Genomic DNA, 25,511 nt, shown 5'->3' with positions numbered 1-25,511 from the left:
CGGTGAACACGTGAGTTTGATCGACTGGGACGTAGCCGTCAGCACCGGTGTCCGACTCGTGAGGCCCGGTCCGCAGGTGGACCTCGCCGACGCCCGCCAGGCCGTGGCGCAGCTGCGTGAGCTGTCCGCCACCGCCCAGGGCCACGTGCGCGAGTTCACCGGTATGGAACCCCTCGAACCGGGCGGGCCGGCGGCCGTCGTCGACCGGCCGGGCTGGATCAAGGCCAATGTCGCCGGCTTCCGCGTGGTGCTGGAGCCCGTCCTCGACCGCCTCGGCGGCGAACGGCTGACCGGCGGCACCGCCGGCAACCTCACCACCGCCGTCGGCTCCCGCGTGACCGGCGTCCAGCTGGGCGCCGTCCTGTCCTACCTCGCCGGCCGGGTGCTGGGCCAGTACGAGCTGTTCCTGCCGCCCGACCCCGACGGCAGGGCGCCGACCGGGCGGCTCACGCTGGTCGCCCCCAACATCGTCCACACCGAGCGCGAGCTCGACGTGGACCCGCACGACTTCCGGCTGTGGGTGTGCCTGCACGAGGAGACCCACCGCGTGCAGTTCACCTCCTCGCCCTGGCTGCGCGACTACGTGCAGGAGCAGATGCAGGAGATGCTGCTGGCCTCCAACGTCGACGCCGGCCAGCTGATCGACCGGCTGCGCTCGGCCGGCGACGCCGTGGCCGAGGTGCTGCGCGGTGGCGACGCCAACCTCATCGAGGCGTTCCAGAGCGAGGAGCAGAGCGAGATCATGGACCGCATCACCGCGGTCATGAGCCTCGCCGAAGGCCACGGCGACTACGTCATGGACGCTGTGGGCCCCGAGGTCGTGCCCAGCGTCGCCGAGATCCGGCGCCGCTTCCAGCGCCGCCGCGAGGGCGCCAACCGCGTCGACAAGGTCATCCGCCAGCTGCTGGGCATCGACCTCAAGATGAAGCAGTACGAAGAGGGCGCGGCCTTCGTGCGCACCGTGGTCACCCGGGTCGGCATGGCCGAGTTCAACCGCGTATGGGAGTCGCCCGAGACCCTTCCGACGCTGAAGGAGATCCGCAACCCCGACGCCTGGATCGACCGCGTCGTGCGGCCCGCAGCCCTCCCGCAGGAGTTCGGCGAGGGCCCCGCCGGCCTGTCGCCCGGCGGCGGAACCGCGGGCGGCCCGCCGCGGGAGTGACACCCCCGGCGGCGGGAGGCCCGCAGTGACCGGCCCGCCTCCCGCTGTCGCCGCGGCCCGCCGCGCCGTCCGCGGCGCCCTGTCCCGGGTGGACTCCGGCGCCCTGGTCCTGGTGGCCTGCAGCGGCGGCGCCGACTCGCTGGCGCTGGCGGGCGCCGCCGCGTTCGCCGCCCCCCGGATGGGGCTGCGCGCGGGCGGAATCACGGTCGACCACGGACTCCAGGACGGCTCGGGCGAGCGGGCCGCCGAGGTCGTGGCGACGATGCGCGGGCTCGGTCTGGACCCGGCCGAGAGCGCGGCCGTGCACGTCGGCGCCGAGGGCGGTCCCGAAAGCGCCGCCCGCACCGCCCGCTACAGGGCTCTGGACGACGCCGCGCGGCGGCTGGGCGCCGACGCCGTGCTGCTCGGCCACACCCGCGACGACCAGGCCGAGACGGTGCTGTTGCGGCTGGCGCGCGGTTCCGGCGGCCGCTCGCTGTCGGGTATCCCGCAGCGCAGCGGACACTACCTGCGGCCCCTGCTGGGGCTGCCGCGTACGCAGGTGCACACCGCCTGCGCCGACATGGGCCTGGCCGCGTGGTCCGACCCGCACAACTCCGACCCCGCCTACGCGCGCTCGCGGGTGCGCGCGCGGGTGATGCCGACGCTGGAGCGGGAGTTGGGCCCGGGCGTCGCCGAGGCGCTCGCCCGCACCTCCGACCTGCTGCGCGACGACGCCGACGCGCTGGACGAGTGGGCCGACGCGGTCCAGGAGCGGGTGCGGTCGGGGACGGGCGGGGACGCTGCGCTGGACGTCGCCGCGCTGGCGGAGCTGCCCCGCGCCGTGCGCACCCGGCTGCTGCGCCGGGCCGCCGTCGCGGCGGGCGCTCCGGCGGGGGCCCTGTTCGCGGTGCACGTGGCGGAACTGGACCGGCTGGTGTCCGACTGGCGGGGGCAGGCGCACGTCGACCTGCCCGGCAAAGTCCGGGGACTGCGCAGCGAGGGACGGATCGCCTTCGTCGGCGCCCCCGGGGGCCCGGAGCCCCGGGGCGCCGGGCCTTCGGTGTGAACCGCGCCGGCGGGTGCGGCGCCGTACCCGCCGGAGGGGAGGAAGCCAATCTCACACCGTCTCCCGCAACCCGGCGAACGGCGGAAGTGCGGGCCGCTCCCGGCGGGGCCGCGCCGCCGACGCGGCCGCCGGCCGGGGCCCGGACCGGCCGGCCGGGCCGGGGCACCTGCGGATCCCGGCGCCCCGGCGCCCGTCTATTCTGGGGATGTTCTCCAACCCCGACCTGAGCAGCGAGGTCAGCCAAGCGTGGACGCGAAAGACATGGGCGAGGATCTGGAGAAGGTCCTGGTGACCGAAAGCCAGATCAGCGCCAAGCTGGGCGAGATGGCGGCCGAGATCGACGCCGACTACGCCGGGAAGGACCTGCTGCTCGTCGGAGTCCTCAAGGGGGCCGTCATGGTGATGGCCGATCTCGCGCGCGAGCTGCACCATCCGTGCGAGATGGACTGGATGGCGGTGTCGTCCTACGGGGCGGGCACGACGTCGTCGGGGGTCGTGCGGATCCTCAAGGATCTGGAGATCGACATCAAGGACCGCAACGTCCTGATCGTCGAGGACGTCATCGACTCCGGGTTGACCCTCTCCTGGCTGGTGGGCAACCTGAAGTCGCGCGGCCCGGCCTCGGTGGAGATCTGCACGATGGTGCGCAAGCCGCTCGCCTTCGACGTGGAGCTCGACGTGGGCTATGTCGGATTCGACCTGCCCAACGAGTTCATCGTCGGCTACGGGCTCGACTACGCCGAGAAATACCGCAACCTGCCTCTCATCGGCACTCTGGCGCCGCACGTCTACCAGGGCTGACCGCGCGGGCGGGAACAACCACCCCCGCTCCGCACGTTGGAGCCGTGAGGGGTTCCACCGTCCGCGAACGCGGGAGGAGCGCGAGTGCACCCGGTGATGAACGGGGTGTACCGTCGAGTATCCCGGTGTGGTAGGCAACTGCCGTGGCTGCGCGAGCACCGCAGACCGACCACAGCGAATGTAGGAAACGTGTCCGATAGGTTCCGCCTCCGGCGGCCAAACGGGGCTTCTCGGCTGAGCGGCCCGGGTTCGGTATACGGCGCACAGGCGCCCGCACCCGGCATCCGCGGCCGAGCCGACCCCTGCGGTTTTCGGGGCAAGCCGGCTGGTCAGGAGGGACGGACCCAGCGGGGTTCCGGATAGATGAATCTCAAGCGCTTGTACCGCGGGCCGTGGCTGTGGGTCTTGGCCATCGGTCTGATGATGATCCTCGTTTTCCAGCTCACCGGACTGGGGTCCGGTTCGGAGCCGGAGAAGGTCGATTCCTCCCGGGTCTTCGACATCGTCTCCCAGGACGACGTCGACAACGCCAAGTTGATCGACAAGGAACAGCGGATCGAGGTCACGACCACCGACGGCGACGTCTATGAGGCCAACTGGGTGGCCGGCCAGGGCGACCAGATCGCGCAGCAGCTCGAGGACCTCCAGGAGGACGGCAACCTCAGCTCCTACGACATCGAGGTCCCCCAGGACAGCATGTTCGTGTCCCTGCTGTTCAGCTTCCTGCCGCTGATCATCATCATCGCCATCTTCCTGTTCATCATGAACCAGATGCAGGGCGGCGGCGGCCGGGTGATGAACTTCGGCAAGTCCAAGGCCAAGCTGATCACCAAGGACACGCCCAAGAGCACCTTCACCGACGTCGCCGGCGCCGACGAGGCGATCGAGGAACTCCACGAGATCAAGGACTTCCTGCAGAACCCCGCCAAGTTCCAGTCGATCGGCGCGAAGATCCCCAAGGGCGTGCTGCTCTTCGGGCCTCCCGGCACCGGTAAGACACTGCTGGCGCGTGCCGTCGCGGGCGAAGCGGGGGTGCCGTTCTACTCCATCTCCGGCTCGGACTTCGTCGAGATGTTCGTCGGCGTCGGCGCCTCGCGGGTGCGCGACCTGTTCGAGCAGGCCAAAGCCAACGCGCCGGCCATCATCTTCGTCGACGAGATCGACGCCGTCGGGCGCCATCGCGGCGCCGGCATGGGCGGCGGCCACGACGAGCGGGAGCAGACGCTCAACCAGATGCTCGTCGAGATGGACGGGTTCGACATCAAGAGCGGCATCATCCTCATCGCCGCCACGAACCGGCCCGACATCCTCGACCCCGCCCTGCTGCGCCCGGGCCGCTTCGATCGCCAGATCGTCGTGGACCGCCCCGACATGGAGGGCCGCAAGGGCATCCTCAAGGTCCACGCGCAGGGCAAGCCGATGGGCGACGACGTCGACCTCGGAGTCATCGCCCGCCGCACGTCCGGGATGACCGGCGCCGACCTGTCCAACGTGGTCAACGAGGGTGCTCTGCTGTCGGCCCGCGCCGGCCGCAACACCATCGACATGGCGACGATGGAGGAGGCGATCGACCGCGTGATGGCGGGTCCGGAGCGCAAGACCCGCGTGATGGCCGACTCCGAGAAGAAGATGATCGCCTACCACGAGGGCGGACACGCCCTGGTGGGCCATGCGCTGCCGCACGCCGATCCGGTGCACAAGATCACCATCCTGCCGCGCGGCCAGGCGCTGGGCTACACCATGTCGGTGCCGACGGAGGACAAGTTCCTCACGTCGCGCTCGGAGATGATGGACCAGCTGGCCATGATGCTGGGCGGACGCGCCGCCGAGGAGATGGTGTTCCACGAGCCCACCACGGGTGCGGGCAACGACATCGACAAGGCGACCAGCCTGGCGCGCAATATGGTCACCGAGTACGGCATGAGCGAGCGGCTGGGTGCGCGCAAGTTCGGCAGTGGCAACAGCGAGCCGTTCCTGGGCCGCGAAATGTCGCACGCACGCGAGTACTCCGAGGAGATCGCCTCGGTCATCGACGAGGAGGTGCGCCGCCTCATCGAGTCGGCGCACGACGAGGCCTGGGAGGTCCTGACCGAGTACCGCGCCGTCCTCGACGATCTGGTGCTGCACCTGCTGGACAAGGAGACCCTGTCCCGCGAGGAGGTTCTGGAGATCTTCGCTCCGGTGGCCACGCGGCCGTCGCGCGGCTCCTTCACCGGATACGGCAAGCGCCAGCCCTCGTCGCGTCCGCCCGTCAAGACGCCCAAGGAGATGGCGGTGCTGGGCGGGCGCGATCTGGACGAGGTGTCCGCGGGCAACGGCCAGGGCGACTACTCCGGCGGTGAGCCCTGGGACGAGTCCGACCTGCGGGGCGACCGCGAGGACGGGCCCTCCGGCGGTGTGAACGGCGGCGGGCGGCAGCCGGGCGAGCCCGGCGACGAGTCCGGGGACCAGGCGTGAGCGCCGAAGGCCCCGCCTCCGGCAACGACATCCCGCTGGTCGTGCCCGAACACCACGAGGTCGACCACGCGCGCATCGAGAAGGCGGTCCGGGAGATCCTGCTGGCCATCGGCGAGGACCCGGAACGGGACGGCCTGCGCGACACCCCCGCCCGGGTCGCGCGGGCCTACGAGGAGCAGTTCGCGGGACTGGGGCAGAAGCCCGAGGACGTGCTGACCACGGTGTTCGAGGCAGGCCATGAGGAGATGGTGCTGATCCGCGACATCGAGCTGTACTCCACCTGCGAGCACCACCTCGTGCCCTTCTACGGCAGCGCGCACGTGGGCTACATCCCCAACAGCAAAGGCCAGATCACCGGGCTGTCCAAGATCGCCCGGCTGGTGGACGTCTACGCCCGCCGCCCCCAGGTCCAGGAGCGGCTGACCACCCAGGTCGCCGACGGCATCATGGCCCATCTGGACCCGCGCGGCGTGATCGTGGTCATCGAGGCCGAGCACCTGTGCATGACGATGCGCGGAGTCCGCAAGCCCGGTGCGAAGACGGTGACGTCGGCGGTGCGCGGCGACTTCCGCAACCGCGACCGCACACGGTCCGAGGCGATGAGCCTGATCCTGGGGCACGACTGACCGGGGCCGGCGCATTCCGCCGGCCCCGGCCGTCGCCCCTCCCCCCCTGAGCGTCCGTTCGGCCCTGAGCGCAACCGGTCGACCCGGCCCGGTTGCGCCGGGCATGATCGATCACGGGGCGGGTCGCCGCGCAAGCCCGGGTTCTCATAGGGTGATCGCGAGATCCGCCCGTCGGCCGCGGCGGCCCACGTACGGAGGGAAAGAAGATCACGGCTAGCGAAGCGAACGGATCCGAGCAGGGGGAGGGCGCCGGAGCCGTCCCCGCCCCGTTCCCCACCGGCCGGGACCTGCCCGGTCTCCCGGTCCGCCGGCGGTCCCTGGTCATGGGCGTCGTCAACGTCACGCCGGACTCGTTCTCCGACGGCGGGTCCCGGTTCGACACCGCGAGCGCTATCGAGCACGGCCTGCGCCTCGCCGGGGACGGCGCCGACATCGTCGACGTCGGCGGCGAGTCGACCCGGCCGGGCGCCCAGCGGGTCTCTCTGGACGAAGAGCTGCGCCGAGTGGGACCGGTCGTGAGCGAGCTCGCACGCCAAGGGGTCGCCGTCAGCGTCGACACCATGCGGGCCGAGGTCGCCGCCCGGGCCGTCGAGTCCGGCGCGCGGCTGGTCAACGACGTCAGCGGCGGACTCGCCGACCCGGCCATGGCCCGGCTCGTCGCCACGACCGGCGTCGCCTACGTGCTGATGCACTGGCGCGGCCACAGCCACCGGATGCAGGACCGGGCCCACTACGACGACGTGGTCCGAGAGGTCCGCGACGAACTGCGCGACCGCATGTCGGCTATGGCCGACGAGGGGGTCGACCCCGCCCAGATCGTGCTCGACCCCGGGCTGGGGTTCTCCAAGCTGCCCGACCGCGCCCACAACTGGGCACTGCTCGCCCGCCTCGACCGATTCGACGACTTGGGGCGTCCACTGTTGATCGCAGGCTCCCGCAAGCGCTTCCTCGGCCGGCTGCTCAGCGACGCCGACGGAGACCCGCGCGAATTCACCGGCTGCGACGACGCCACCGTCGCGCTCACGGCCCTTGCCGCGGCCCGGGGGGCCTGGTGCGTGCGCGTGCACGACGTGCGGCCCAACGCCGACGCGGTCCGGGTCGCCGCGGCGTGGAACAGCGGGGGAGCCGATCTCGACGAAGGACGCGGCGAGCTCATCGGCCGGAGCGGCGTGTGAAGTCCCGCCAGGAGGTCATGGAGCGCGTGGCCGAGGCCAACGCGCAGTTCTACGGCGCCATCGAGAACGGCGACATCGACCTGATGCGCCGTGTCTGGGCCGAGGAGGACGAGGCGCCCGACCTCGTCTGCGTCAATCCCGGCTGGCCGCTGCTGCGCGGCCGCTCCGAGATCATGCGCGCGTGGACGCTGATCATGGCCAATGTTCCCTACATCCAGTACGTGCTCACCGAGACCCATATCGGCGTCAGCGGCGAGGTGGCCATGGTCACCTGCGAGGAGAACGTCCTCACCGCCGAGGACGACCAACCCGGCTTCGTCGCCGGCGGGCAGGTCGTGGCCACGAACATGTTCGTGTACACCCCGGAGGGCTGGCGGCTGTGGTCGCACCACGCCTCGCCGGTCATGCTCGACGAGAACGACGAGGACGCCGACCAGGACGGCGACGTCCTGTGATCGGCGACGGGGACCGCATCCGGCTGAGCGGGCTGCGCGCCCGCGGCCGCCACGGGGTGCTGGAGCACGAGCGGCGCGACGGCCAGGACTTCGTCGTCGACGTCGGACTCGCGCTCGACCTGTCCGCGGCCGGGCGCAGCGACGATCTCGCCGATACGGTGCACTACGGTGAGCTCGCCGACCGCCTGGTGGCGGTCGTGACGGGGGAACCGGTCCAGCTGATCGAGACGTTGGCCGAGCGGCTGGCGGCGGTGTGCCTGTCCGAGCCGCGGGTACACCGCGCCGAGGTGACGGTGCACAAGCCGAACGCGCCCGTCCCGCACGCGTTCGGCGACATCTCGGTCACCGTCGTCCGCGACAACGGGTGAGCGGGGGCGGCCGGACGCAGCCGCCGGCAACGGAAACCTCGGGACGAGGGCGCATTCCGCACGTCGTGACAAGGGGTGGGCGATGAACGCAACGACGGTGCTGCGACGGGCCGTACTGGCGCTGGGCAGCAACGTGGGTGACCGGCCCGCCGCGCTGCAGGGAGCCGTGGACGGGCTGTTCGACTCGCCGGAGCTGGTTCCGGTGTCCCTGTCGCCGGTCTACGAGACCGCGCCGGTGGGCGGCCCCGACCAGGGAGCCTTCCTCAACGCGGTGGTGACCGCCGATACCCGGATGCCCCCCGAAGTACTGCTGGAACGCGCGCAGTCGGTGGAGGAGGCGCTGGGCCGCGTGCGCGACGTGCGGTGGGGACCGCGGACCCTGGACGTCGACATCATCGCGGTCGGCGGGGAGCAGAGCGACGATGCGCGGCTGACCCTCCCGCATCCGCGCGCCCACGAGCGCGCGTTCGTGCTGCGCCCGTGGGCCGACGTCGACCCCGACGCCGAGATCGCGGGCCGCGGCCCGGTCCGCGACCTGCTCGCCGGGATAGAAGGCCAGGAGCTGCACCGCCGCGACGATCTGGCGCTGCAGGTGTGAGCGCGGCGGGAGCGCCGCGGCGGCCGCTGAGGGTGTGAGGACTGTGTACGACGACAACGAGGACCGGCCCGAGGACGACCCGGTCGGCGACGGCGAAGGGCGCCTGAAGCCGACGGACTGGCGGGTGCCGGCGGCGGTGGCCGCGGTGGCGGGCGTGCTGTGCTACGTGGTGATCGACCGGGTCTACGGTTCGCTGCCGATGCTGCCGTGGAGCGCGATCCCCACGCTGCTGCTGCTCGCCGCCGCCGAGACGATCGCTGCGGTGCACACGCGGCGCCGGATCCGGCGGGATCCGGGCACGGTCCCGATGGAGCCGCTGAGCGCCGCCCGCCTGCTGGCACTGGCCAAGGCCAGCGTGGTGTTCGCGGCGCTGGCCGCCGGCGGCTTCGCCGGGATGCTGGCCGCTCTGGCGGAGCGCTTCAACGCGGTCGACGTGCGCACCGACGCGCTGACGGCGGGAGGGACCCTGCTGTCGGCGGTGGTTCTGCTGGCCGCGGCACTGTTCCTGGAGTACTCGTGCCGCGTCCCGGGCGATGACGATCCGAACGGGTCCCGGGCCTGATACGCCGCCCCTGGGGCCGGGGATACCGGGGCGGCGCGCCGGGAGGGTGCCCGGCGGCCCGGCCCGCGACCCGATTCGCCCGGCACGTGTGCTGTGGCGCCGCGGAGTGGCATCGGGATGATTGACTGGAATCGTGGACTTTGCCGCGTCTGAGGCTTCTTCTCAGCAAGCCGGGTCCGACCCGCAGGACAGCGGGCCGCGATCCGGCCGGGGCGTGTCCGCGGCCGGATCGCCCGGCGCGCGCGGATCCCGTACCGCCCGCATCGATGCGGCCTTCGCCGCTCCGGAGGGCACGTCGTGGAGCCGCGTCTGCGCCCCGCTGACCTGGTATCGCAGGACGGTCCTGCTGGCGGCGCTGGTGCCCGCGCTCGTGCTGGTCGGCACCGCGCTGTGGTTCGCCGCCTGGTGGTGGGTCCCGGTCTGGGCCGTGCTCGTCGCGGCCGCCGCGGCCGCGGGGTGGTGGGCGACCGGAGCCGCCCGCGAAGCCTGGGGCTATGCCGAAGGCGCGACGGACCTGTACCTGACGTACGGGCTGGTCACTCGCCAGCTCGTGGTGATCCCCTACGGCCGCATGCAGGTCGTCGACGTCACCTCCGACCTGTTGGAGCAGGCGCTGGGCCTGGCCACGGTCCAGGTACGCACTGCGGCCACGACCGCCGACACCCGCATCCCGGGTCTGCGCCTCGACGACGCCGTGCAGCTGCGCGACCGGCTGGCGGCACGCAGCGAGACCTTCTCGACGGGGCTGTGAGCCGTGGGCGACGCCGACCGCACCGAGCCCGGTCCGTATTCCGGACGCCGGTCCGCTGACGGCGACCGCCGACCGGAACCCGCAGAACCGGCCGACCCGGGACCCACGTGGTTCGGATCGGAGGCCGACGCCGCAGAGCAGCCGGAACGGGACTCCGGCCCTACCGCCGAGGGCGGCGGCTCCGTAATGCCGGAGCTGCGCCCGGTGACCGCGCCTACCGACACGCACCGCGTGGAGCAGGTGGCGCCGCCCCCCGTCCGGGACCGCCCGTACTACACCGGGGACGCCGCCGCCCGCGACGACGCCCGTGACGATGCCCGCGACGACGCCTGGAACCGGAACGGTGACCGGGACGGCGGCGGCGCGGACGCGCCCGGAGCGGAGACCCCGGAGGAAGCGGCACGGCAGAGCCGGGGCGCCCCCCGGATCGTGCCCCCGTCGCCGTCGGCCTCCGAGGCGGGATCGGACGGGGACGGCCCCGACGAGCTGCCGCCCCGGGCATGGGCGCGCCCGCCCGAGCCGTCCGGCGGCCTCGGGCAGTGGCCGCGGATCGACGCCCCGGACCCGGCCGGCGGCCCCGACGGCGCGCCGTCCGACTCCGCGCCCCCCGAGACACCGCACGAGCCCCCGCCGGAGGCGCACCCCCTCCCGCCGCCGTCATCGCCGTCCGGCACGGCGCCGTGGTCGGCACCCGCGGACTCCGGAGATGCGGACTCCGGAGATGCGGACTCCGGAGCGGCCGATGCCGCGTGGCCCCGCCCCGCGCCCGCCCGCGGCGGCGGGCGCGTGCGCTTCCTGCCCCCGACGGCCGACGCGCCATCCGAGCCGCAGCGCCAGGCCCAGCCGCAGGACGCGCCGGACCGGTCCGGCGAACCCGACGTCGCGCGCGGCGCCCACCGCACGCACTGGGCCACCGTGGTGCTGCAGGTGCTCCTGGCCGTCGTCGTCTTCCTCGCTCTGCCCGGGACCGTGGTCCTCCAGCTGGGCCCGGGCTGGCTGCTGCTCATGACGCTGGCGGTGGCCTGCGCCGCGATCGCGTTCAGCCTGCTGTCCTGGTGGGTCTCCTCCTTCGGGTTGCGCGACGACCACCTGGTCGTGCATTCCGGGCTGATCCGGCGGTCGTCACGCGAGATCCCGCTGAGCCGCCTGCAGGCCGTCGACGTCGTGCGGCCGCTGCTGATGCAGGTCCTGGGGCTGGCCGAGCTGCGCGCGGAACTGGCCGGGGGAGACGCGAGCGAGGTCCGGCTGCGGTATCTGACGTGGGGGCGGGCGGAGCGCTTGCGGGCGGCGCTTCTGGCCCACGCGGCCGGCCTCGCGGGGACGACGCCCAAGGCGCCGGAGTGGCCCTTCTACCGGCTGCCCTTCGGGCTGCTGCTGGGCGCGCTCGCCTTCCGGCTGCCCGTGCTGGGCAGCGTACTGCTGTTCGTCCTGCTCATCGCCGCAGGTGCGATCTCGGTCGGGGTCACCGGCTACTTCGAGGCGGGCGTCCTCGGCGGCGCCGTACCCGTGCTGCTGGGGCTGATGCGCGGCTTCCTGGGCCCGCTGGTGCGCTACACCGACTTCTACGCGTCCCTGTCGCCGGACGGACTGCGGCTGCGCTACGGGATCTTCCAGGCGCGCATGCAGACGGTGCCGCCGGGGCGGGTGCAGGCGGTGCGCATCGTCGAACCGGTGCTGTGGCGGGCGCTGGGCGTCGTGCGTGTCGAAGCCAACGTCGCCGGCTATGCCGGCGAGCGGCAGATGGACTCCTCGACCCTGCTCCCGGTCGTTCCGCGGCGCTTGGGCTATCTGCTGGTCGGCGAACTGTTCCCCGGAACCGACGCCTTGCGTACGGCCATGCACCCGGCGGGCAGCGGCCGGGCCCGCGACGGCGCCCTCGGCGTGGACGAGCGGTTGTTCGTCACCTGCCGCGGGCTGGTCTGCCGGGTGACCGAGATCGTGCCGCACACGCGGACGCAGAGCGTGCGGTTGAGTGCCGGCCCGCTGGCCCGCAGGCGGGGTGTGGCCGATGTCGAGGCCGACACCCCGCCCGGTCCGATCCGGGCGCGCGCGAGCGGGCGCGAGATCGCCGAGGCGCGCCGCATCGCCGAGGGGACCGCCGCGTACGGGCACGCCGCCCGCCGGCGGAGCGCGGGCACCGAACGGTGGGCGACACGCAGCGACACGCCGTCGGCGTGACCGTCCCCGGCCTTCCCCGGCCCCGTGCCGGTCCGCCGGTGCGACACGCGCGGCTGTGCCGGGGATCGGACTCCTGCGGCGGGTCCCCCGGCCCCTGGGCAGATGTGGCGTGTATCACTAGAGGAGCGGATCGGTGTCGCGCGACCCCCGGTGTCCCCGGCGGTTCGTGGGGGAATGTCAGGACAATAGGCGCAACGGACAGTGGCTGAATGAATGCAGCTAGTTATTCGTATTCGCCGAGTTGGCCGAAAAGCGGGACGAGCCCCCGTGCCGGTGACTAGATTGGTGACCAGAACGCGAGGGGTAATCGCGTTCTCACGTACAGTCGAACCTGTCGGGTGGGCCGTGTCCGCCCGGCCTGGATCAAGGGGAAATCCACGTGCTGAAGAAGACTCTGGCCGCCAGTGCCCTCGCCGCCGCCGCGGCCGGCGCGATCCTCGCGAGCGCGCCGAGCGCGTCTGCCGACGACGACATCATGACCTCCGGAAACGGCTCGGTCCTGGGCGGGAACCAGGTCGTGGCCGACCTGAACGTCCCGGTCAACGTCTGCGGCAACGGCATCGGCGTCCTCGGCAACGGCGGGGGCTCCTGCCACAAGTCCGGCGCGATGGTCTGGGAGTAGCACCGGCTCCCTGCCCCCGCTGAGCGGAGGCAGTGCCGAGCACCGCGAGCCGGCGCCGCCCAGGGCGGCGCCGGCTTCGCGCTGTTCAGGGCTTCCCTGAACGGCGGAAAGGCCGATCGCGCCGCCCCGGGCCTCCGGGGCGGGCCGCAGCCCGGGCCGCGCTCGCGCGAGACACCGATCACTGCGCACCCCCGTCGGCGGGCGGTGTGGTCTGGGCACCGCGGGCGGTCAGTAAGCTGGCCGCGCAGATGTCCGGTACCCGAGTGGACTGGAACGGGGTGCGATGCAGCAGGCAGAGAACGCCCAGCGGCCCGCGCGGCTGCGGGTCGGCGTCGTCGGCGCCGGACGGGTCGGGTCGGTGCTGGGAGCGGCGCTGGCGCGGGCGGGCCACCGGGTGGTGGCCGCCTCCGCGGTATCCGAGGGCTCGCGCGAGCGCGTGGGCCGGCGCCTGCCGTCGGCACGTGTGGCCGAGCCCGCCGAGGTCGTCGCCGAGTCCGACCTGGTCCTGTTGACCGTTCCCGACGACGCACTCGAACCGCTCGTACGCGGACTCGTCGAGACCGGAACCGACGTCGGCGGCACCTTCCTGGTGCATACCAGCGGCGCTCACGGCTACAGCGTCCTCGCGCCCGCGACCGCCGCCGGCGGCCTGCCCCTCGCGCTGCACCCCGTGATGACCTTCACCGGTCGCGACGAGGACGTCGACCGGCTGGCCAGCTGCTCCTTCGGCGCGACCGCCCCCGAGGCGCTGCGCCCCATCGCCGAAGCCCTGGTCGTCGAGATGGGCGCCGAACCCGTGTGGATCGCCGAGGAACACCGAACCCTCTACCACACGGCTCTGGCCGGGGGAGCGAATCACCTGGTCACCCTGGTCGCCGAAAGCGCTTCGCTGCTGCAGGCGGCCGGCGTCGAGCACCCCTCCCGCATGCTCGGCCCCCTGCTGGGCGCCGCCCTGGACAACGGGCTGCGGCTGGGCATGGACGGCCTCAGCGGGCCGGTTCTGCGCGGCGACACCGAAACCGTCTCCGCCCACCTCGCCGAGCTGCACCGGCACTCGCCCGAAAGCGTGCCGGCCTACGTGGCACTGGCGCGCCTGACCGCCGACCGCGCGCTGGCCGCCGGACTGCTCAAGCCCCACGACGCCGAACGCCTGCTGGACGTCCTCCAGACGTGAGGCGATCCCCCGCAACCGGAAAGACAGCCCCATGACCGACGCACCGGACGCACCCCGCGGTGGCCCCGCGCTCGCCCGTACACCCGATGAACTGGCCTTCCTGCGCCCGAAAACCGAAGGCCGCGTGGCGCTGGTGCCCACCATGGGCGCACTGCACGGCGGGCACCGCGCACTGATGGCCGCCGCCCGCGAGCAGGCCGACACGCTCGTGGTCAGCGTCTTCGTCAATCCGCTGCAGTTCGGCCCCGGCGAGGACTACGGGAGCTATCCGCGCGACCTCGACGCCGACATGCGGGTGTGCGCCGAGGAGGGCGCCGCCCTGGTGTTCGCGCCGTCGGTGGAGGACATGTACCCCGGCGAGCAGATCGTGCGCGTCGACCCCGGCGAGATGGGCCGCGTGCTGGAGGGCGAGTTCCGCCCGGGCTTCTTCGGCGGCGTCCTCACCGTGGTCGGCAAGCTGTTCAACCTGGTGCGGCCGGATGTCGCCGTGTTCGGCCAGAAGGACGCCCAGCAGCTCGCGCTGGTGCGCCGCATGGTCCGCGACCTGAACATGCCCGTGGACATCGTCGCGGCGCCGACCATGCGCGATTCCGACAACCTCGCCTCCTCCAGCCGCAACGCCTACCTCGGCCCCGAGGAGCGCCGCAGCGCCCTGTCGCTGTCCCGTGCGCTGCTGGCGGGGGCGGACGCGTCCGTGACGGGCCCGGTCGGTATCCTCAGTGCGGCCCGCGCCGTCCTCGACGAAGCCGCCGCGGGCGACCCACCGGTCACCGTGGACTACTTGGCCCTGGTCGACGCTGCCACGTTCGCGGAGGTCCCCGGCGACTTCCGCGGCGAAGCCGTGCTTCTCGTGGCGGCACGCGTCGGGCGGACCAGGCTGATCGACAACGTGCCGCTCTCCCTGTGAACCGCTGCGCGGGCGACGGGCGCGGCACCCGCCGCAAAGGAGGCTCCGCGGTGTCGGAGACGCTGCCCGAACCGCCGCGCCGGCTGACCGCCCCCGAACCGGGGTGGACGGCGTCGGCCGACGCCGTGGTCGTCGGATCCGGCATCGCCGGGCTCAGCACCGCCCTGCGCTACACCGAGGTATCCCCGCGGGGACGGGTGGTGCTGGTCACCAAGGATCTGCTGTCCACCGGTTCGACGCGATGGGCCCAGGGCGGCATCGCGGCCGTGACCGACCCGTCCGACGCGCCGCTGTCGCACATGGTCGACACCGTCGTCGCCGGGCGGGAACTGTGCGACCCGCAGGCCGTGCGGACGCTGGTCACCGTCGGCCCCGAAGCGCTGCGCTGGCTGGTCGAGCACGGTACGGCGTTCGACCGCACCGACGACGGCCGCCTGGCGCTGACCCGCGAGGGCGGCCACCGGGCCCGCCGCATCGCCCACGCCGGCGGCGACGCCACCGGAGCCGAGATCGAGCGGGCGCTCATCCACGCCGTCACCGCCGACCCCCGCATCGAGGTGATCGAGCACGCCTTCGCCCCCGACCTGCTGACCGCTCGCCCCGCCGGTCCGGGCGCGGAGCCCTCCGCCGCGGGCGTCACCGTCCACGTCATCGGCGAGGGCGAGCGCGGCGGCGTGGGCCGGGTGCGGGCGCGCGCGGTCGTGCTCGCGACGGGCGGCATCGGCCAGGTCTTCGCTTCGACCACCAATCCCGAGGTCTCCACGGGCGACGGTCTGGCGCTGGGCCTGCGGGCCGGCGCCGCGGCCGAGGACCTGGAGTTCGTCCAGTTCCACCCCACCGTGCTGTGGCTGGGCGCGCAGGCGCGCGGCCAGCAGCCGCTGATCTCCGAAGCCGTGCGCGGCGAGGGCGCGTTCCTGCTGGACACCGACGGTGAACGCTTCATGGCCGACCTGCACGAATCGGCCGACCTCGCCCCCCGCGACGTGGTCGCGCGGGGCGCCGCCGAGGCGATGGCGCGCACCGGCGCCGACCACGTGCTGCTGGACGCGCGCCACTTCGGCGCGCGGATGTGGGAGGAGCGCTTCCCGACCATCCTCGCCGCGTGCCGCAAGCACGGTGTGGACCCGGTGACCGACCTGATCCCGGTGGCGCCCGCCGCGCACTACGCCTCCGGCGGGCTGCGCACCGACCTGCGGGGGCGCACCGGTGTCAGCGGCCTCTACGCGGTCGGCGAGGTCGCCCGCACGGGCGTCCACGGCGCCAACCGGCTGGCCTCGAACTCGCTGCTGGAAAGCGTGGTCTTCGCCCACCGCGCGGCCGGGGACGTGGCCGAGCGCACCGCCGCGGCGGCCGCGGATCCGCTGCCTGCGGCGGCGGAGCCCGAAGGCCGGGGCGGCTTGGTCGCCCCCGAGAACGCGTCCCGGATCCGCGCCGTGATGTCGCGCTATGCGGGCGTGGTGCGCGACGAGGAGGGGCTGCGCGCTGCGCTCGGCGAGCTCGCCGCGGTGGCCGCGGACCCCGCCAACGACACCGCCGAACCCGGGACGGCCTCCTGGGAGGCGACGAACCTGTTCACGGTGGCCGCGACGCTGCTCGGCGCGGCCCTGCTGCGGGTCCGCGCCGACGACCGCGCCGCCGAGCACGGACCGGCGGCCCCGGTCCCGGCCCGGATCAACGTCCGGGTCGGGATCGACGGGCCCCGTGGGCAGGCGCCGGTCGCGTCGGCGCCGCTGGAGGGTCCGCTCGGCGCCGAGCTGGCGGCGCTCGCCCGCTCCGGTGGCCACAGCGGCGGAGGCGCCGCAGGTGTGCTGCGGAGCGTGCGCGCGGCCTTGGACGAGGACCTGAGCCTGCCCGGGGGGTCCGGGGGTCGCGGCGCCGATGTCACGACCGCCGCCACCATCCCGGCCACCCAGATCCGCACCGCCGACGTGGTGGCGCGCGCCGATGGGGTACCGGCCGGGCTGGCGGTGGCCGAGCTCGTTTTCGCCGAGGTCACCGGCGGCCTCATGGAGGTCGAGCGCCACGTCGCCGACGGCGGCGCAGCGGCTCGCGGCGACGTGCTGATGAGCGTGACCGCCCGCACGCGCGACCTGCTCACCGCCGAGCGCACGGCGCTGAACATCCTCACCCACCTGTCGGGGATCGCGACGGCGACGGCCCGGTGGGTCGAGGCGGCGGCGGGCACGCGGGCGCGGGTCCGCGACAGCCGCAAGACGCACCCGGGCCTGCGCGCGCTGGAGAAGTACGCGGTGCGTTGCGGCGGCGGTGTCAACCACCGCTTCGGTCTGGCGGACGCGGCGCTGATCAAGGACAACCACGTGGTGGCCGCCGGCGGCGTGGCCGCGGCCGTGCGCGCGGTGCGCAGCGCGTTCCCCGGCGTCCCCCTGGAGGTCGAGGTCGACCGGATCGACCAGATCGAGCCGGCCCTGTCCGCGGGCGCCGAGGAGATCCTGCTGGACAACTTCACGGTCGGCGAGCTGCGCGCGGCCGTGGCCCTGGTGGCCGGGCGCGCGCGGCTGGAGTCCAGCGGCGGACTGCGGTTCGCCGACGCCGCGGAGGTCGCCGCGACGGGAGTCGACTATCTGGCGGTAGGGGCGCTGACCCATTCCAGCCCAGCGCTGGACATCGCGCTCGATCTCCGGGACATTCGCTGAGATCCTGCACAATCCACCAGGAGAGGCCTTAGATGCTCCTTGCGATCGACGTCGGCAACTCGCACACGGTTCTCGGTCTCTTCGACGGCGAGCTGCTGGTCGAGCATTGGCGCGTCTCCACCGAGGCGCGCCGCACCGCAGACGAGTGGGCCGTCGTACTGCACGGGCTGATCCGGGGCAGCTCCGTCATCGGCGACGGGCAGATCGACGGCATCGCCCTGTGCTGCTCGGTGCCGTCGGTCCAGCACGAGATGCGCGAGATGTTCCGCCGCCACTTCGGCGACGTCGCGGCGGTCATCGTCGAGCCCGGGGTGAAGACCGGGGTGCCTGTGCGCATGGACAACCCCAAGGAGGTCGGCAGCGACCGCATCGTCAACGCGCTGGCGGCGGTGCAGCAGTACGGCGGGCCGGCCGTGGTGGTGGACTTCGGTACCGCGACGACCTTCGACGCCGTCAGCGCCAAGGGCGAGTACGTGGGCGGCGCGATCGCGCCCGGTATCGACATCTCGGTGGAGGCGCTGTCGCGGCGGGGTGCCCAGTTGCACATGGTGGAGCTGGTCAAGCCCCGCTCGGTGGTGGCCAAGAATACGACGGAGGCGCTGCGTTCGGGCATCGTCTTCGGATTCGCCGGGCAGGTCGACGGCATCGTCGACCGCATGGCCCAGGAGCTGACCGACGACGTCGACGAGGTGACCGTGGTGGCCACGGGCGGCCTGGCGCCGATGGTGGTCGGCGAATGCGAGACGGTGGACGTGCACGAGCCCTGGCTCACGCTCGTGGGTCTGCGCCTGGTCTACCAGCGCAACTCCTGACGGCGGAGGCGTCGCACGTCGGGGCCACCCGCCCCGGGCCGATAGGATTCCCACCGTGAGCGAAGGACTGGACGAAGCCTACGACGACCTGCCCGAACAGATGCGGGTCCGGCGCGAGAAGCTGGACCGCCTGCGCGCGGAGGGGGTCGACCCCTACCCGCTCGGGTTCCCGCGCACCACCACGGTGGCGGCGATCCGCGAGAAACACGGGGACCTCGCCGCCGATTCGGGCACCGGCGAGCGCGTCGGCGTCGCCGGGCGCGTCATGCTCTACCGCACCGGCGGCAAGCTGTGCTTCGCCACGCTGCGCGACTCCACCGGCGACCTGCAGGTGATGCTGTCGCTGGACCGGCTGGGCGATGACGCGCTGGCGGCCTGGAAGGGCGACGTCGACCTGGGCGACCACGTGGGTGTGGAAGGCGAGGTCATCACCTCCCGGCGCGGTGAGCTGTCGGTGATGGTCGAGTCCTGGTCCCTGACGGCGAAGTGCCTGCGGCCGCTGCCGGAGAAGCACAAGGGCCTGACCGACCCCGAGGCGCGGGTCCGCCGGCGCTACGTCGACCTGATCGTCAATCCCGACGCCCGGGGCATGGTGCAGAGCCGCGCCGCGGCCGTCCGCGCACTGCGCGACGGGCTGCACGAGCGCGGTTACACCGAGGTCGAGACCCCGATGCTGCAACCCGTGCACGGCGGTGCGACCGCGCGCCCCTTCACCACCCACATCAACGCCTACGACCTCGACCTGTACCTGCGGATCGCGCCGGAGCTGTACCTCAAGCGGCTGGTCGTGGGCGGTATGGAGAAGGTTTTCGAGGTCAATCGGAACTTCCGCAACGAGGGCGCGGACGCCACGCACAACCCCGAGTTCACGATGCTGGAGTTCTACCAGGCCTACGCCGACTACGACGTGATGGCCGACCTCACCGCCGGCCTGCTGCGTGAGGCGGTGCGGGCCGCGTTCGGCAGCACGGTGGTCGAACGCGACGGCGCCGAGTACGACCTCGGCGGCGCGTGGCCGTCCGTGCGCCTGTACGACGCGGTTTCCGCGGCGGTCGGCGAGGAGGTCACGCCGCGCACGCCGCTGGAATCGGTGCGCAAGCTCGCCGACGCCCGCGGGGTCGAGTGGAGTCCGGACTGGGGGCAGGGCAAGCTGACCGAGCACCTCTTCGAGGAGCTGGTCGAGCACACCCTGCAGCAGCCCACGTTCGTACGCGACTTCCCCCTGGAGACCAGCCCGCTGACCCGCCGGCACCGCGACGACCCGCTGCTCACCGAGAAGTGGGACCTGATCGGGTTCGGCATGGAGCTGGGCACCGGGTACTCGGAGCTGGTCGACCCCGTCGAGCAGCGGCGCCGGTTGACCGAGCAGTCGCTGATGGCCGCCGGCGGCGACCCCGAGGCGATGCAGCTCGACGAGGACTTCCTGCGGGCGCTGGAGTACGGCATGCCCCCGACGGGGGGTGTCGGTGTGGGCGTCGACCGGCTGCTGATGGCGCTCACGGGCCGCAACATCCGCGAGACGGTGCTCTTCCCGCTGGTGAAACCGGAGTGAGCGCTGCGGCGCCCGGCCGGCGGCCGGGCGCCGGCCGGGCGCCCGATCGGGCGCCTTTCGCCGCAATCCCGTTGCCGGATCGTGATGTTCGGCTGATCCGTGAAACCCCAGGTCAGGATGCATGTGCCGAAGAGTGGTACGTGAGGGGTCCTCATGTTCGGCCGGGATCGGCGAAAGCACCGGAATGAAGGTTCTTTTCGCAGGTCAGATCTTGTTCATGAGGTTTCCTCAGAGGGTGTCCCGGTGACCAGCGATCATCGGGTGGGCACGGTGCGTAGTTGAATCGACCTTGACGGGCCGTTCGCATCGGCCTAGCGTTTCAATCCGAGCGGAGCTGTGCTCCGCTGGTTTGCCGTAGTGGATCGACATGACGGTGAGTGAGGACGGCTGGGCTCGGCTCGACCGGGTTCGGACCGTCCTTGGCCGTGTGCGCCCACGTGCGGTCTGTCCGTCCCAGACCGCACCGACCGGGCCGTGCACTCCCAGCTCGCCGGGGCGCGTGCCCTTGTGCCAGAAGGGCGCGCCGCGCCGGAGCCGGGAGGCGGTGCCGGGGAACGTCGGCGTCCGCGCGCCAGAGGTGTGCGCCTCCGACCGTCCGGAGGTCTCTGCGGCGACGAGTTGATGTTCCGCACTCACCACGGATGAGGGAGGACGGAGTGGAACAGGCCACACTCGTACGTCGTACCGAGAAAGACCCCGGTACCCCGCTGATGCGTGAGGGGATCGTGCCGGCCCCGGTTTCGGTCTCCGACGGGGGGAAGAACTTTCCGGTCAACTTGACCGACGACGAACTTCAGTTGCTCGCCGAGATCGCCACGGGCGTGACGACCGACGTCGCCGCGCGGCGGCTGGAGCTGAGCGCGCGCACCCTGCGCCGCCGTCTCCGCGCCATCTGCGACGAGCTGGGGGTCAACACGCCCATCGAGGCCGTCGTCTGGGCGGCGCGCAAGCAGCTGATCTAGCAAGCGAACAAGGAATCCGACCGCACCATCCGGTTGAACACCCCTCGCCGAACCGATGGACGAACCGATGAAGCGGCACGCCGCCCTCCCGCCCCTCGCGGTCGGGGCGGTGGGCCGCGCTTCGTCGTCCGCGTCGCCGCGGACCAGTAGTCTGAGGCGGTCATGTCCGCACCCCAGGTAACCGTCCGCCGCGCCCGCACCCGCGACGTCGCGCACATCCGCCGTCTCGTCGACTCCTCCAGCGGCGAGCGCCGCGTGCTCACCAAGAGCACCGTCAACCTCTACGAGGACGTCCAAGAGTTCTGCGTCGCCGAGCTCGCCGAGGACGGAGAACGTTCCATCGTCGGCTGCGGTGCGCTGCACGTGCTGTGGGAGGACCTCGCCGAGGTCCGCACCGTCGTCGTCGACCCCGTCGCCCAGGGCCGCGGCGTCGGCCACAGCATCGTCGCCGCACTGCTCGACCGCGCCCGCGAACTGGGCATACGCCGCGTCTTCTGCCTGACTTTCGAGACCTCCTTCTTCGCCCGGCACGGCTTCGAGGCGATCCAGGGCGCGCCCGTGTCGCCGCGCGTCTACGAGGAGCTGCTGCGCTCCTACGACGAGGGCGTGGCCGAATTCCTGGATCTGGAACGGGTCAAACCCAACACCCTGGGCAACACCCGGATGCTGGTCCACCTCAACGAACCCGGCATTCCGCGCTCCCGTTGAGCCGCCGCGGGTCCCGCGTCCCCGGCCGCGGACCCCGCCTCACAGCAGTCGCATCTGCCGGTCGCGCGGGCGTTTGCGCACGGCCGACTCCTCGTCCACGGGCATCGTCAGAGCGGTGTCGACGGCTTTCAAAAACGGCGACGGCGCGGTGTCCGCAGCCGTGCCGCGCCGCGTGCGCCGCCGCGCCCGCGAAAGGTAGAGCCGCTGCTGGGCGCGGGTGATCCCGACGAAGAACAGCCGCCGCTCTTCCGCCTCGCCGGAGCCCTCAGGGCCGCGCCCCTCGCCCGGAAACCGGAACGGCAGCAGCCCGTCGTCGCAGCCCACCAGGAACACCACCGGAAACTCCAGCCCTTTGGCGGCGTGCAGCGTCAGCAGCGCCACCCGGTCGGCGCGCGGGTCGAGCGCATCGACCTCGGCGCCCATCGCCAGCGCCGACAGGAGCTCGGACGGGTCGTCGCCGCACTCGGCGGCCAGCGGCCGCACCAGCTCTCCGGCCGTGCGCAGGTGCGCGCACAGCTCATCGTCACCGGAGTGGCGCTCGCACAGCAGCGCCACCGCCGAACGGACCCGCTCGACCGGTGTGCCCGTGGCGTGGCGGGACAGCTCGTCGGCGACCATCCGCACGCCCGGCCGGGACAGCAGCCGGTCGTGCGAGCGCTTCTGGTAAGGCACGCCAGCGGTGTCGAGAGCGCGCATGACCGCCTCGCTCTGGGCGTCGGTGCGGTAGAGCACGCAGAAGTCGCTGAAGGACAGGCCGCCGTCGCCGTCGCCGGTCACCCGGCCGCTGTCCAGCGAGTGCCAGGAGGTCCCGCCCAGCAGCCGGTCGATCGAGCGGGCGACGAACGAGGCCTCGGCCTTCTCGTCGGCGGCCGTGTGCACCCCGATGCGCGGCGGGTCGCTGAAGTCGCCCACCGCCCGCAACTCCCGCCCCGGAAGCAGCGAGGCGGGGGCGATGGCCTGCACCGCAGCGTCGACGATCGCGCTGTTGGAGCGGTAGTTGCGGCCCAGCCGCACCGTTGCCGCGCCGGGGAAGTCGGCGGTGAAGCGCAGGAAGAAGCCCACGTCGGCGCCGCGGAAACCGTAGATGGCCTGGTCCGGGTCGCCGATGGCGGTGAGGTCGCCCCCGGGCGCGGTGAGCAGCCGCAGCAGTGTGTACTGCCGGTCGTCGACGTCCTGGTACTCGTCGACGCTGATCCGGGGCCAGCGCCGCCGGTAGTGCGCGGCCAGGTCGGCGTCTGCGCCGAGCAGGCGCACCGGCAGCGCGAGGAGATCGGTGAAGTCGACCATGTCGAGCTCCCGAAGCCGCTGCTCGTAGGCGGCGTCCCGCTCGGCCGCATCGCCGGTGTCGCGCCGCTCCAGCAGCCGCCGCCCCTCCTTCTCGGAGCCGGCGACCCCGGCGGCGATCTCCAGCCGCCGGGCGGTGTCGGCGATGCCGAAATCGGCCGAAAGGCCGGCGCGCTCGTGCTGTTCGCGCAGTATGAGCAGGCCCAGCCGGTGGAACGTGGCGACGGTGAGGTCGCGGGCCCGCTCGCCCAGCAGGTCGTCCAGCCGCTCGGACAGCTCATCGGCGGCCCGGCGCGTGAAGGTGATCGCCAGGAACCCCTCGGCGGATTCGCCCCGTTCGGCCACCAGGTGGGCGATGCGCCGGGTCAGCGTGCGGGTCTTGCCGGTGCCCGGACCGGCGACGATCAGCAGCGGCCCGCCGGGCGCCTCGGCCGCGGCCCGCTGCTGGGGATCCAGCCCGTCGAGGACGCTGCGTGCCGGGACAGCGGCGGTACAGGCGCCGTCGGGGAACAGCGCGGGGGCGCCGGCGTCCTGCGTCGCGGGAGACCGGGTGCGTGCCGGTGCTGCGGCCGCCGCCCCGGTTCCGGATCCGGCCGCTGCGGGGCCGGGACCGCTCCCCGCAGCCACCGCCGATCCGGCGATTCCGGAGGATCCGGCGGCCGTTCCGGCGGGAACCGGGACGGCGGCGCGCGCCGTATGGGAACCGCCCCGGCCGTCCGCGTCCCCGATATCGTCGTGGCTGTCGTGGCTGTCGTGGCTGTCGTGGCCGTCGGCGGCGGCAGTGTCGGCTCCGCCCTCGTCCCCGGGGCCCGCTGCGCGGCCTGCGGTCCCGCCCGTGTCCGGGTCCGCGACTCCGTGCCCCGGCGCGGTCCCGGTGGCCGGGCCGGTCGGGGCGGGGCGGGATTTCGGCGACGGTCCGGCCAGGTCCCCGGCGTCGAACAGGGCGGGCGCGGAGCCGGCGGTGGCCAGTTCACCGGGGTCGAACATGCGGATCCTGCCGTACTCGCCGTCGTAGCCGGCATCGCGCACGACGGCCCCCGCCCGAAGCCGGGTGACCGCCTCGCCCAGCAGCGTGCCGCCGACCCGGGCGACCTCGTCGGCGGGTGCGGCGGTCAGGATGTCGAGTTCGGAGCCCAGTTCGCCCACGAGGCGGTCGACTTCGCCACGCACGCGCTTGCTCTTGGGGCCCACGCCGGCGACCTCGCCGACGATCTCGGGCAGCGGGACCAGGCTCGTGAATCCGGCGGCGCCGGCGGGGCGGTGGCCGACGGGCCGGTCGGCGAGTTCGAAGACGCGGTGGGAGACCCCCACCGTCAGCGGCTTGCCGCAGGCCGGGCAGCGACCGCCGTGCTCGCGGGTGGCGTCGGGCTCCAGACGCACGCCGCATTTGCGGTGGCCGTCGAGGTGGTATTTGCCTTCCTCGGGGAAGAACTCGACGGTGCCGCGGAATCCGTCGCCGGTCTCCAGGGCGCGGCGTACGGCGTAGTAGTCGAGGTCGGTGTCGAAGCGGGTGGCCTCGCGGGCGAGCATCGGCGGCGAGTGCGCGTCGGAATTGCTGACCTGGGTGTAGGCGTCGAGCGACGACACCGTCCAGTTCATCTCCGGGTCGCTGGAGAGCCCGGTCTCGACGGCGAAGATGTCGCCGGCCAGGTCGGCGTAGCAGTCGCCGACGGCGTCGAATCCGGATTTGGAACCGAGAACGGCGAACCACGGGGTCCACACGTGGGCGGGCACGAGATAGCTGGCCGGGTCGCTGGCGAGGGTGATCTCCAGCAGGTCGCGCGAATCCAAGCCCAGGATGGGGCGCCCGTCCGAGGCGAGATTGCCGATCCGGGCCAAATCGGCGGTGATGGCCTCGGCCGCCTCCATCGTGGGGGCGTAGAGCAAATGGTGCACCTTTCGGGTCCGTTCGCCCCGCTTATAGATGGTGGAGATCTCTACGGACAGCATGAAGCGCACGGCATTCCGGCAGGCGGGCGGCAGAGTGCGCAGGACCTCGGCCTCGATATCCGGGCTCAACCGGAACAGCCCCGGCTCGGCGGGCACGAGTTTGGTGCGCAGCTGCTCGCGCCAGGCGGGGTGAGTGAAATCACCGGTGCCGACGACTGCGATGCCCTTGCGTGCGGCCCACCACGCCAGATGCTCCAGGTCGCAATCCTTGCTGCACGCCCGGGAGTACTTGGAGTGAATATGCAGATCTGCGTGGAACTCCACGGTGAGGTCCTCTCAATGCCCACAGTGACCGTCCGCGTGCAGGCAAACGCGGGGGAGCTGCGCCGGCTCGCGGCCGTCGACGCCGGACTCGCGCGCGGTCGGGGGCCACGGTCCCACAAACCCCGCGCGCCTTCGAAGCGTATGCGGACCCGGGCGGGAGAGCCGTATCGGGCCCGGTAATGTGTGGATTGCGGGAGATCTCCGAGGCGGTATCCAGGGCTTCTTCGCCGCCTTCGCTCCCCGGGGCGTCGATCGATATGCCCGCTCCGCGGGCGGATCCAATCTCGGCGGCGCCGGGCCACGAAGCGCCGTCTTTTCAATGGCGATTCGGTTGCGGCCGACTCGGGCGCGGGGCTCCGCCGCGCCCGCGACACACCCGGAAGCCCTTATGCGACGGGCTTTCGGAACCGGTTAAACCCATCCTGCGGGGTAGGGGACGTG

At 72.8% G+C, this 25,511-nt stretch carries 21 protein-coding genes; 20 read left to right on the top strand and 1 reads right to left on the bottom strand.

What is annotated here, in order from left to right:
* Positions 1-16 precede the first annotated feature (16 nt).
* The 20 genes from HNR25_RS08830 (at position 17) to HNR25_RS08735 (ending at position 21,572) form a co-directional block, all read left to right on the top strand.
* Complete coding sequence (locus tag HNR25_RS08830; protein WP_184639029.1) at positions 17-1,162, top strand: Rv3626c family coenzyme F420 biosynthesis-associated protein; 1,146 nt, start codon at positions 17-19, stop codon at positions 1,160-1,162.
* Positions 1,163-1,187: 25 nt separating this feature from the next.
* A complete protein-coding gene (tilS, locus tag HNR25_RS08825) occupies positions 1,188-2,210 on the top strand; it encodes a tRNA lysidine(34) synthetase TilS (RefSeq protein ID WP_184634179.1) in 1,023 nt (340 codons plus the stop codon).
* A 246-nt stretch (positions 2,211-2,456) separates the two neighbouring features.
* On the top strand, positions 2,457-3,011 hold the full coding sequence (hpt, locus tag HNR25_RS08820) for a hypoxanthine phosphoribosyltransferase (protein ID WP_184634178.1): 555 nt from the start codon (positions 2,457-2,459) through the stop codon (positions 3,009-3,011).
* A gap of 363 nt (positions 3,012-3,374) precedes the next feature.
* The gene (gene ftsH, locus HNR25_RS08815) at positions 3,375-5,468 is read left to right on the top strand and encodes an ATP-dependent zinc metalloprotease FtsH (protein ID WP_184634177.1); all 2,094 of its coding nucleotides are present in this window, start codon (positions 3,375-3,377) and stop codon (positions 5,466-5,468) included.
* 35 nt (positions 5,469-5,503) lie between these two features.
* Positions 5,504-6,094: a GTP cyclohydrolase I FolE gene (folE, locus tag HNR25_RS08810; protein WP_184639027.1), complete on the top strand. Its 591-nt coding sequence runs from the start codon at positions 5,504-5,506 to the stop codon at positions 6,092-6,094.
* A gap of 323 nt (positions 6,095-6,417) precedes the next feature.
* Positions 6,418-7,269 carry a dihydropteroate synthase gene (gene folP / locus HNR25_RS08805; RefSeq protein ID WP_184634176.1) on the top strand — a complete coding sequence of 284 codons (852 nt, stop codon included), beginning with the start codon at positions 6,418-6,420 and terminating at the stop codon, positions 7,267-7,269.
* On the top strand, positions 7,266-7,724 hold the full coding sequence (locus tag HNR25_RS08800; RefSeq protein WP_184634175.1) for a nuclear transport factor 2 family protein: 459 nt from the start codon (positions 7,266-7,268) through the stop codon (positions 7,722-7,724). The genes folP and HNR25_RS08800 overlap by 4 nt, the downstream gene beginning before the upstream one ends.
* Positions 7,721-8,092, top strand: a complete 372-nt coding sequence (gene folB / locus HNR25_RS08795; protein WP_312862425.1) for a dihydroneopterin aldolase — start codon at positions 7,721-7,723, stop codon at positions 8,090-8,092. Before HNR25_RS08800 ends, folB begins: the two co-directional genes overlap by 4 nt.
* 82 nt (positions 8,093-8,174) lie before the next feature.
* Complete coding sequence (folK, locus tag HNR25_RS08790) at positions 8,175-8,690, top strand: 2-amino-4-hydroxy-6-hydroxymethyldihydropteridine diphosphokinase (RefSeq protein ID WP_184634174.1); 516 nt, start codon at positions 8,175-8,177, stop codon at positions 8,688-8,690.
* Positions 8,691-8,733: 43 nt separating this feature from the next.
* A complete protein-coding gene (locus HNR25_RS08785) occupies positions 8,734-9,252 on the top strand; it encodes a DUF3180 domain-containing protein (RefSeq protein ID WP_312862424.1) in 519 nt (172 codons plus the stop codon).
* A 214-nt stretch (positions 9,253-9,466) separates the two neighbouring features.
* A complete protein-coding gene (locus HNR25_RS08780) occupies positions 9,467-10,003 on the top strand; it encodes a PH domain-containing protein (protein WP_312862423.1) in 537 nt (178 codons plus the stop codon).
* 3 nt (positions 10,004-10,006) lie between these two features.
* On the top strand, positions 10,007-12,181 hold the full coding sequence (locus HNR25_RS27035; protein WP_376767487.1) for a PH domain-containing protein: 2,175 nt from the start codon (positions 10,007-10,009) through the stop codon (positions 12,179-12,181).
* Between the two features lie 379 nt (positions 12,182-12,560).
* Complete coding sequence (locus tag HNR25_RS08770) at positions 12,561-12,803, top strand: DUF320 domain-containing protein (protein WP_184634173.1); 243 nt, start codon at positions 12,561-12,563, stop codon at positions 12,801-12,803.
* A gap of 283 nt (positions 12,804-13,086) precedes the next feature.
* Positions 13,087-13,977, top strand: a complete 891-nt coding sequence (locus HNR25_RS08765) for a Rossmann-like and DUF2520 domain-containing protein (protein ID WP_184634172.1) — start codon at positions 13,087-13,089, stop codon at positions 13,975-13,977.
* Positions 13,978-14,008: 31 nt separating this feature from the next.
* Positions 14,009-14,884 carry a pantoate--beta-alanine ligase gene (gene panC / locus HNR25_RS08760; protein WP_184634171.1) on the top strand — a complete coding sequence of 292 codons (876 nt, stop codon included), beginning with the start codon at positions 14,009-14,011 and terminating at the stop codon, positions 14,882-14,884.
* A 50-nt stretch (positions 14,885-14,934) separates the two neighbouring features.
* Positions 14,935-17,538: an L-aspartate oxidase gene (locus tag HNR25_RS08755; protein ID WP_312862422.1), complete on the top strand. Its 2,604-nt coding sequence runs from the start codon at positions 14,935-14,937 to the stop codon at positions 17,536-17,538.
* Positions 17,539-17,570: 32 nt separating this feature from the next.
* Entirely contained in the window at positions 17,571-18,350 is a 780-nt protein-coding gene (locus tag HNR25_RS08750) for a type III pantothenate kinase (protein WP_184634170.1), read from the top strand.
* Between the two features lie 55 nt (positions 18,351-18,405).
* On the top strand, positions 18,406-19,902 hold the full coding sequence (gene lysX / locus HNR25_RS08745; protein ID WP_184634169.1) for a bifunctional lysylphosphatidylglycerol synthetase/lysine--tRNA ligase LysX: 1,497 nt from the start codon (positions 18,406-18,408) through the stop codon (positions 19,900-19,902).
* Between the two features lie 710 nt (positions 19,903-20,612).
* Positions 20,613-20,864 carry a LuxR C-terminal-related transcriptional regulator gene (locus tag HNR25_RS08740; RefSeq protein WP_184639014.1) on the top strand — a complete coding sequence of 84 codons (252 nt, stop codon included), beginning with the start codon at positions 20,613-20,615 and terminating at the stop codon, positions 20,862-20,864.
* A gap of 162 nt (positions 20,865-21,026) precedes the next feature.
* Complete coding sequence (locus HNR25_RS08735) at positions 21,027-21,572, top strand: amino-acid N-acetyltransferase (protein ID WP_184634168.1); 546 nt, start codon at positions 21,027-21,029, stop codon at positions 21,570-21,572.
* A gap of 39 nt (positions 21,573-21,611) precedes the next feature.
* On the opposite strand, the gene HNR25_RS08730 is transcribed toward HNR25_RS08735, so the two are convergent.
* Positions 21,612-25,070: a UvrD-helicase domain-containing protein gene (locus HNR25_RS08730; RefSeq protein WP_184634167.1), complete on the bottom strand. Its 3,459-nt coding sequence runs from the start codon at positions 25,068-25,070 to the stop codon at positions 21,612-21,614.
* Positions 25,071-25,511: the final 441 nt, after the last annotated feature.

Source organism: Streptomonospora salina (assembly GCF_014204715.1).
Taxonomy (GTDB): Bacteria; Actinomycetota; Actinomycetes; order Streptosporangiales; family Streptosporangiaceae; genus Streptomonospora; species Streptomonospora salina.
Note: the sequence above shows the minus strand (reverse complement) of the source record. Positions and strands in the feature narration are given on the sequence as shown.